The sequence below is a fragment of the Aggregatilinea sp. genome (genome assembly GCF_036822615.1).
Lineage (GTDB): Bacteria > Chloroflexota > Anaerolineae > Aggregatilineales > Aggregatilineaceae > Aggregatilinea.
This window is the reverse complement of the sequence record NZ_DAISHJ010000075.1, coordinates 14299-23309: the sequence shown is the minus strand read 5'-3', so window position 1 is coordinate 23309 and position 9011 is coordinate 14299. Positions and strand designations below refer to the sequence as shown.

Genomic DNA, 9011 nt, shown 5'->3' with positions numbered 1-9011 from the left:
GTCTGGTAGTCCCAGCCCACGGCCTCGGGATCGAGGCCGAGATAGAAGGCGCCGCGTTCGCCGCCGCTGGCGGTGAACGCGGCGGGCCAGCTAAACGGTTCCGAGGCCAGCGGCTGCGTGCCGTCCCCGTAGAGGTCGTCCAGCGCGGCGGTTTCGCCCACGTCCGGCGACGTAACGACCAGATCGACCGGCGTTTCGCCCATCGCCCAGAACACGATCAGGTTCGGTTCCGGCGCGCCGAGTGTCACGACTTCCGCCGCGCGGTTGGAGTAGTGCGCCGCTGCATCTGCCGCGCCGAAGGCCGCGATCGCCGCCTGATACGCGTCATAGGCCGGGCGCGCGGAACTGTCCGCACGCAGCAGGCCCACCGGCTCCCCGTCCGGCGCATCGATCAGCCCGATCCACGCCAGCCGCTCGACGTCCAGCCCGACCGCCAGCGCCGCCGCCTGCACCGCGAAATCGGCCTGCATCTGCGGCGTGATACCGACCGTTGGCGGGGTGTCGTTTCCATCGAGGGTGGCAGCTGCGCCCGCTTCCAGCCACACTGGCACGTCCGCCCGCCCCGCCGCGTCCAGCAGCGCGCGGACCTGCATCACGCGCGGCGCGATGTGCGCGGTGTTGTCGCATACGCGGATCGTCACCACATCGAACGGCGGCGGGTCGTCCGCGTCAAATTCGGGCAGCAGACGCTGCAAATAGGGCGTGCGCGCGGCGGCCTCATCGATCCAATCGACCGGTGCGGCGAGGTGTATCCGCGCGTCGGGATCGGCGGCGCGCAGGGCCTCCGCCGCCACCGCTACCAGCCGCGCGTACTGTGCCACATCGCCCTCGAAGCGGGTGTGCCCTTCGCCCCGCCGCACGTTTGGCGCGTCGTAGATGATCCAGTGATGCACGCCCAGCGGTGCGTACGTTTCCGCCAGCCGCCGCGTGAACGTTGCCCAGGTGTTGCCCTCGTCCGCAGCAGGCAGATCGAGGCCGTCCGGCACGGCGCTCGCGCGCCCCGACGCGGACGCCCAGCCCGGCGTCCCCAAAATCTGGACCACCGCCTCGCGCCCATCCTCGCGGATCTGCGCCACCCAGTCGGGATCGAGCGCGCCGGTGTCGAAGTCGCCGGGGCCGTCTGGCTGGAAGGCGCGCCACTCGACCGGGACCTGCACCCAGCCCGTGCCTAGCCCGTCGATCAGCGCCGGATCCGTGCCCACCCCGGCCACGATCCCGAAGCGCGTCGCATTCGGGCTGCTTGTTTGCGCTCCGGCGCGGGAGATGCCGCCCACTGCCAGCAGCAGCGCGATCGCTGCGCCTATCCCTGCCTGCTTCCACCGCCGCCGGTCCATGCCTGCTCGTTTCTCTGTTTTATGAGGGCTGTAAGATGAGTTGCAGTATGGATTGATTGTAGATCAGACAGGGGGCAGACCGCCCTCACGTCAGGCAAGCACGCGACGAGCATATGCCAATCGTTGAACTCAGCGCCGCTGCGGGGTGGAACGGGTCGATCAGGGCGCGGACAGGCGTAAATCCTGAATGTTGAGCTGGAGGCGGGTTTCGCCGTTCCAGGTGTTCAGTTCCAGATGATAGGCGGCGTCCACGTAGCTCCCGCGCGAGAGGAAATCGGCCCACTGGCCCTGCTTGAACGCGATCCCGGTCAGTGATCCCGATCCGTTGGAGAGTACCAGCCGCAGGTGTTTGCCGTCCGCGCCGACCTGCCGCGCTTCGTCCACGCGCAGCCCGTACGTGCACAGCACCGGGGCGCTGTTGCTCGCGCCGCACGGTTCCAGTCGGGCGAGTTCCTGCGCCAGCCCCAGCGTCAGGTCGGGGAAGGGCACTTCCGCGTCTACGTCCAGTTCGGGGATCAGTTCGCGCCCAACCAGCGCGTGCTCGGCCTGTTTCACCAGACGATCGCGCAGCAGCGGCAGATTTTCCAGCCGGACGGTGAAGCCCGCCGCCTGGGCGTGCCCGCCGTGCCGCACCAGCAGATCGGCGCACTGGTCGAGCGCCGCCGTTACGTCGAATTCGGGGATGCTGCGGCACGATCCGCGCGCTTCTTCCTCGCCGCGTTCGACCACCACCGCCGGACGGTAAAATTCCTCGCACAGCCGCCCTGCCACCAGCCCGACGATGCCCGGCGTGTATTCGTCGCCCGCGTCGAAGATCAGCGGCAGGTCCACGGTCCCATCGCTGAGCGCCCGCGCCCGCGCGATCTCGACCGCTTGCGCCGTCATGGTCTGGCGCTGCAAGTTGAGTTCTTGCAAGCGCTGCGCAAGCTGGCCCGCCAGCGGCATATCCGAAGTGAGCAGATCGTAGGCGATCATGGCGTTGTCGATGCGCCCGGCGGCGTTGATGCGCGGGCCGAGCATGTAGCCGATGCTGGTCGTGGTGATCTTGCCCGGCTCCACCCCCGCGACTTGCAGCAGCTCGTACAGGCCGGGCCGCCGCGCCTGGTTGAGCACGTCCAGCCCGCGCCGTACCAGCTCGCGGTTTTCGATGCGATCCAGCGGCGCGAGGTCCGCGACCGTACCCAGCGCCACGAGGTCGAGCAAGTCCTCGGCGCGCAGACTGACGCGGCGGTGACCTTGGTTTTCCTCGGCCATCAGCAGCGCCTGCGCCAGCTTGTACGCCACGCCGACACCCGCCAGCATATCTTCGGGATAACCGTTCGTGCGGCCTTCGAGCAGGCGCAGCCGCGCGTCGATCTTGGGATTGAGCACGGCGTCGGCGGGCGGGATTTCGTCGCCTACGGAATGGTGATCGGTGACGATGATGTCCAGACCGAGCGCTTTCCCGAAGCGCACCTCGTCCACGGAGCGGATGCCGCAGTCCACCGTGATCACCAGCGCGATCCCGTCGGTGTAGAGCCGTCCCAGCGCGTCCGTATTCAGGCCGTAGCCCTCGTCCACGCGGTGCGGGATATAGGGCCGCACGTCGCCGCCCAGTGCGATCAACACCTGTGTCAGCAGCGCGGTGCTGGTCACGCCGTCCGCGTCGAAGTCGCCATACACGGCGATCTTCTGGCTTTTGCGCAGCGCATGGCGGATGCGTGCCACGGCCTGCGGCATATCGTGCATGGTGAAGGGGTTGTGTAGGGAGCCGTCGCCGCCGTCGAGGAATTGGTGAACTTTTTCGGGCGTGTCCTGGTGCCGGTTATAGAGCACTTGCGCGAGGACGGGGTGATAAGTGGACAGCCGCATGCGCACGTCGCGCGGGATGATCGGGAACAGATTCCATCGCTTCGTGGTGGGTGCGGCGTGCGTCACATGGTCCTCGCGTCTAGACCGGCTCCAGCGCCGATCCTCCGTGGCTTAGCGGTAGGCTGAGTAAGGAAACAGTGGCGCTAATCCTACCATGCGCGGGGAGCCTTCCGCAAACGTGAGAGGGCCAAGCAATAGAAGTTATGGAAGTCCGTGCCAGTAATCACGGATTTGGGAGCCATAGAGAGCTTGATAAATAGCTATACTGGTAAGGGTATTCTGTATCAACCTGAAAAACCATCTCGCCAGGATACACGATACCTAATCCGCCCAAACGGTATATGCCGGTATAGTCAAAGGCAAAATGCGTCCCATCTGGCGGTATCGTAGGGGCTATTGAGATCGGGATTTCGGGAGCCACCCAGGAAGAAAAAGGCGCTTTCATCTGCCTGCCAAACAGGACATTCGTACGACCACTGAATATCCCACTGCGACAGTTGATCCTGGCTCAGAGCCTGTATCGGTTGCCCCGTTGGATCGGTAATCATCATCGAGTGCAGAGTTGACGAGGCTTCCCCGTAAGGACGATAAGTTCGCGCAAGTAAATAGCTACCTTTAGGGGAAAATCCGGGGCAAAATTGGGTCTCATAGCTGGGGGGGATTATATGTTCAGTGAGAAAATATTCGCTTCCCGAAGCTAAATCAATGATCTCAACCGTGTGAGAACCGGTCGTCATGGTATCAGTGGCATTTGTGTAACGCTCAACGTAGCGCAAGTGAGAATCCCAATAAAGGGTGCTGCGATAACCATCGTTCGGTGCTGAATAGTCGTAGATCGTACGAAGGATCTTGCCCGAAGCAATATCCGCTTCTACCAGGCGCAGCGTAGTCTCTTCCGTCTCAGAAAAAGACTCCTGCGTGAAATAAACCGCTTCTTCATCTTTGGACCAGGTTAACGCATAAAATTTGGTGTAAAGGTCGTAGTACCAGTGAGCAGTCCAGGCAAAATCGTCAAAGCAGCGTATGAGTGTTCCATCGCGGCCAATGATACACAGATCGACGGCATTATGTGTTTGAAGCCGTAGAAGCGCAACATATCGACCGGAGGGAGATGCGCTAAGGGGAATTAAGCCGGTTGCCTCATCATCTTGATAAAAGATTTCTTGAGCCAATGTCTGTGCGTCGATGCGAATAAGCATAGGGGCGGGAGGCTCATTGGTATCCCAGGCTCCAAACAGCAAATCGGCAGGCAGCGGCTCAGGCTGTTGACCCGAGATGTACGAGGCGGCGTGCACCGGCAGTACGCATAGCACGATCAGCGCCAAAACACGCCCGAACCGGCCCATTGAGCACCTCTCCTCACTTGCGCGGCGACTTCTTGCCCTGGTCCCCTTCTTGCACCAGCCGCTTCAGCTCGTACAGCCGCGTGATCGCGTCCAGCGGCGACATCTCGTCCACCTTCAGGTCGCGCAGAGCCTTGATCACCGGGTCGGGATCGGTCTGGAAGAACGAGAGCTGCACGGTGCCTTCCGGCTGCGCGGGCGCTTTGACGCGGAAATCGCTGCCGTCCGCTTCCAGTTCGGCCAGGATCTCCTGCGCGCGGTGAATGACCGCCTTCGGAATGCCCGCCAGCTGCGCGACGTGAATGCCGTACGACCGGTCCGCGCCGCCGGGCATCAGCCGGTGCAGGAACACGATCCCGTCGCCTTCTTCCGCCACGGCCACGTTATAGTTCCGCACGCCGGGCAAAATGTTCGCCAGCTCGATCAGCTCGTGGTAATGCGTGGCGAACAGCGTGCGCGCGCCGAGGTCGGGATTGTTATGCACGTATTCGACCACTGCGCGGGCGATCGCCATGCCGTCGTAGGTGCTCGTGCCGCGCCCGATCTCGTCCAGGATCAACAGGCTGCGACGTGTCGCGTGCGACAGGATCAGCGCCAGCTCGACCATTTCCACCATGAACGTGGATTGGCCCGCGTGGATCTCATCCTGCGCGCCGATGCGCGTGAAGATGCGGTCCGTCAGGCCGACCGTCGCGGACGTGGCCGGAACGAAGCTGCCGATCTGCGCCATCAGCACGATCAGCGCCACCTGCCGGATGATGGTGCTCTTGCCCGCCATGTTCGGCCCGGTGATCAAATGCAGTCGTTCTTCCGCGTCGAAGTGCGTCTCGTTGGGCACGAAGCGCTCGCCGTGCAGCATTTGCTCCACGACCGGATGCCGCCCCTCGCGGATGTCGAGCACATCGTCGTCGGTCAGGGCAGGGCGCACATAGCCTTCGCGCGCGGCGACTTCCGCCAGCGCCGCGAAGACGTCCAGATGCGCCAATCCGCGCGCGGTGCGCAGCAGCGCGTTGGACCGCGCCGCCACCTGATCGCACAGCTCCGCGAACAGCCGCTGCTCGATCTCCAACTGGCGCTCCTCCGCGTTGAGGATCAGCGCCTCGTACTCTTTCAGTTCCGGCGTGATATAGCGCTCGGCGTTGACCAGCGTCTGCTTGCGGATGTAATCATCGGGCACTTTTTCGGTGTTGGCGCGGCTGACCTCGATGTAGTAGCCAAACACCTTGTTATAGCCGACCTTCAGGCTCTTGATTCCGGTGCGCTCGCGTTCGGTCGGTTCCAGCGCGGCGACCCATTCCCGCGCGTCGCGGCTGCCGATCACCACGTGATCCAGCTCGTCCGAATAGCCGCTGCGGATGATGCCGGTGTTGTTGGCGACGGCGGGCGGCTCGTCGGCCAGCGCGCGCGTCACCAGTTCGCACACGTCGTCGCACGGATCGAGCGCGTCGTAAATCGAGCGCAGCGCCTCGCCGCGTTCGATTACCTCGCGTAGCGCGGGCACGGCCTGCAAGCTCTGCGCCAGAGCCAGCAGATCGCGCGGACCTGCGCGCCCGGCCAGCAGGCGGTTCGTCAGGCGTTCGAGGTCGCTCACCCCGCGCAAATCCTCGCGGACCTCGGCGCGCGTCGTGCCGGAGTCGAACAGCGCCTCGACCGCGTCCAGCCGCGCTTCGAGCTTGGCCCGGTCCAGCAGCGGCTGCCCGATCCAGGTGCGCAGCAGGCGCGCGCCCATCGGCGTCACGGTGCGGTCGAGCACGGCCAGCAGCGATCCGCGTTTTTGCCCGTCGCGGATCGTCTCGGTCAGCTCCAGGTTGCGGCGCGTGGCCGCGTCGAGCGTCATGAAGTTGGACGTGGTATACGTGCGCAGCGAGACGAGTTGATCCAGCGCGCCGCGCTGCGTCTCCTGCAAATAGGCGATGATAGCGCCCGCCGCGCGCACGCCCAGCGGCTTGTCCTGCAAGCCGAAGCCGTCCAGCGTGGACACGCGGAAGTGATCGAGCAGCGCCTGCCGCGCGAACCCCTGCTCGTAATGGTAATCGGGCATGGGCGTTTGATGCGTGTTCGGCGGCAGCGTCACGCCGCGCGTGACCCACATCGCGGGCAGCAGCACTTCGCGCGGCTCCAGGCGCGCCAGTTCCTCGACCACGCCCATCGCTGCGCCGTCGCCGTCCAGTTGCGTCGCGGCGAACTCGCCCGTGCTGATGTCCACGTAGGCCAGCCCGACCGCCGCCCAGCCGCCCTCGCGGTCCGCTTCGGGAGCCAGCGCCAGCAGATAGCTGTGGCGCGTCTCGGCCAGCATGCCCGGCTCCATGACCGTACCGGGCGTGATCACGCGCGACACCTCGCGCGGGGTCAGCCCGCCGACCGGCTCGCTGCCGACCTGCTCGATCACCGCGACGTGGTAGCCTTTTTCCACCAGCCGCGCGATGTACCCGTCCACGGCATGATGTGGCACGCCGCACATCGGCACGCGGTCCTCTTTGGACCCGCCGCGCCCGGTTAGCACGAGGTCCAGCTCGCGCGAGGCGACCTCGGCGTCGTTGTCGAACATCTCGTAAAAGTCGCCCAGGCGGAACATCACGATCGCGTTGGGAAACTGACTCTTAAAATCCAGGTACTGCTGCCGGGACGGTGTTACTTTCGCCATTGTTTTTTGCCCAACTTGGAAAGTACTACCCGCACGTGTTACGCTTGCAGGTGAGAAAATACGTTTTCTATCTTGGTGAATTAAGCGGCGCGATGTATTCTAACAAGCGTGGACTTCCCCGACAACCACTGGCTATTGCCAGCACTGGTCTTATGCTACACTGTGAATCAATTGGAGCAGCATGCAATGTGTGAATTCGTCATTGGTGTAGATCTTGGCGGCACCCAGATGCGCGCGGCCCGGCTCGACTGCGCCCTCAACGTCCTTGAGCGCGTGGCGGAACCGACGCTCGCGCCCCGTGGCCCAGAGGACGTGATCGAGCGCTTGATCGGCGTGATCAAGCAGGTTCTGCCCGAAGATCTCTCCCAGGTAGATGGCATTGGCGTCTCTGCGCCCGGACCGATCGATCCGCGCGCGGGTATGATCTATTCGCCGCCCAATTTGCCGGGGTGGAACCGCGTGCCGCTGCGCAAAATCATTCAGGAGCGGTTGGGCATCACGACTTACCTGGGCAACGATGCGAACGTCGCGGCGCTGGCCGAAGCAACCGCTGGCGCGGCGGTTGGTTATAAGCATGTTGTATATTTGACCTTTAGCACCGGCATTGGCAGCGGTATTATTGATGACGGTCACCTGATCATCGGGTCGCGCGGGCTTGGCGCCGAAGCCGGGCACATGATCCTCAACGTCGATGGGCGCATCTCGACGCTCGAAAAAGAGGCCGCTGGTCCGGCCATCGCGCGGAAAGCGGTGGCGCGGCTTGAGGCTGGCGCGGCGTCCAGCATCCGCGATAGGGTCGAGGGCGATCTGTCACGCGTGACGGCCAAGCTGGTGGGTGAGGCGGCCAGTGCGGGGGATGCGCTGGCAATCGAGCTGATGCAGCAGGCCGGGTTCACCCTGGGACTGGGCATTGTGAGCTTGCTGCACCTGTTCAATCCCGAAATCGTCGTGGTGGGCGGCGGCGTCAGCTTGATGGGCGAGATGGTGTTCGCCCCGATGCGCGAAGCAGTGAAACAGTACGTGATTGACCCCGCGTATTACGAAAACGTCCCCATCGTACCGGCAGCCCTGGGCGAAAACGTCGCCCTGATCGGGGCGGCGGCGCTGGTGACGACACGCGGAGGTAGCAATCTCTAGAACTATGGGCGGTGGGGTTATTTGAGGGCCGCGCCGTCGTGAAGCGGGAGATCCCTACGATGAACTCAAACTCAACAGTGCTGATGATTGACGATGATCAAACGCTGGTTCAGATGGTGAAAAGCACCCTGGAACAGGCCGGATTATCGGTCATGACCGCAGCAGACGGCCAGGAGGGGCTGCGCAAGATGTACCAGGGCCGTCCCGATCTGATCATTCTGGACATCAACATGCCCACCATGGACGGGTGGACGGTGTGTGCCCGGATCAGAGAGGTGAGCAATATCCCGATCATCATGCTGACCGCCCGCAACGAGCCGGAAGAAATTGTGCGTGGACTGGACCTGGGGGCGGACGACTACATCCTCAAGCCGTTCGAAACCAACGTGCTGATGGCTCGCGTGCGTGCCAACCTGCGCCGGGCCGCCGCGCAGCCCACACTGTTTAAGCAGAACGTGCTCTACAGCGACAACTACCTCACCATCAACCTGGACGAGCACCGCGTCACCGCCAGTGGCGACACGGTACGTCTGACCCCGACCGAGTTCAACCTGATGGCCTACCTCGTAGACGCCTCGCCGCGCATCGTGCCCTACCGCGAGCTGCTCGAAAACATCTGGGGCTTCGAATACATCGACGACATCGACTACCTGCGCGTGTACATCTGGCATCTGCGCCGCAAGCTGGAGCAAGCCGGCGCGG

At 63.9% G+C, this 9011-nt stretch carries 6 protein-coding genes; 2 read left to right on the top strand and 4 right to left on the bottom strand.

Annotated features, from left to right (window positions below):
* From V7116_RS17665 to mutS, 4 genes are all read right to left on the bottom strand, one after another.
* Window positions 1-1334, bottom strand: a 1334-nt coding sequence (locus tag V7116_RS17665; protein ID WP_324393282.1) for a hypothetical protein, incomplete at its 3' end; no start/stop codon positions are given.
* 159 nt (window positions 1335-1493) lie between these two features.
* The gene (gene recJ / locus V7116_RS17660) at window positions 1494-3251 is read right to left on the bottom strand and encodes a single-stranded-DNA-specific exonuclease RecJ (protein ID WP_324393281.1); all 1758 of its coding nucleotides are present in this window, start codon (window positions 3249-3251) and stop codon (window positions 1494-1496) included.
* A gap of 287 nt (window positions 3252-3538) precedes the next feature.
* Window positions 3539-4531: a hypothetical protein gene (locus V7116_RS17655; RefSeq protein ID WP_324393280.1), complete on the bottom strand. Its 993-nt coding sequence runs from the start codon at window positions 4529-4531 to the stop codon at window positions 3539-3541.
* Between the two features lie 13 nt (window positions 4532-4544).
* Window positions 4545-7172, bottom strand: coding sequence for a DNA mismatch repair protein MutS (mutS, locus tag V7116_RS17650; RefSeq protein ID WP_324393279.1), 2628 nt, complete (start codon window positions 7170-7172; stop codon window positions 4545-4547).
* Between the two features lie 186 nt (window positions 7173-7358).
* Here mutS and V7116_RS17645 point away from each other — a divergent pair, with 186 nt between their 5' ends.
* Together V7116_RS17645 and V7116_RS17640 are read left to right on the top strand one after the other, a co-directional pair.
* The gene (locus tag V7116_RS17645) at window positions 7359-8309 is read left to right on the top strand and encodes an ROK family protein (RefSeq protein WP_324393278.1); all 951 of its coding nucleotides are present in this window, start codon (window positions 7359-7361) and stop codon (window positions 8307-8309) included.
* A gap of 59 nt (window positions 8310-8368) precedes the next feature.
* A partial coding sequence (locus V7116_RS17640) for a response regulator transcription factor (protein WP_324393277.1) occupies window positions 8369-9011 on the top strand: 643 nt, incomplete at its 3' end.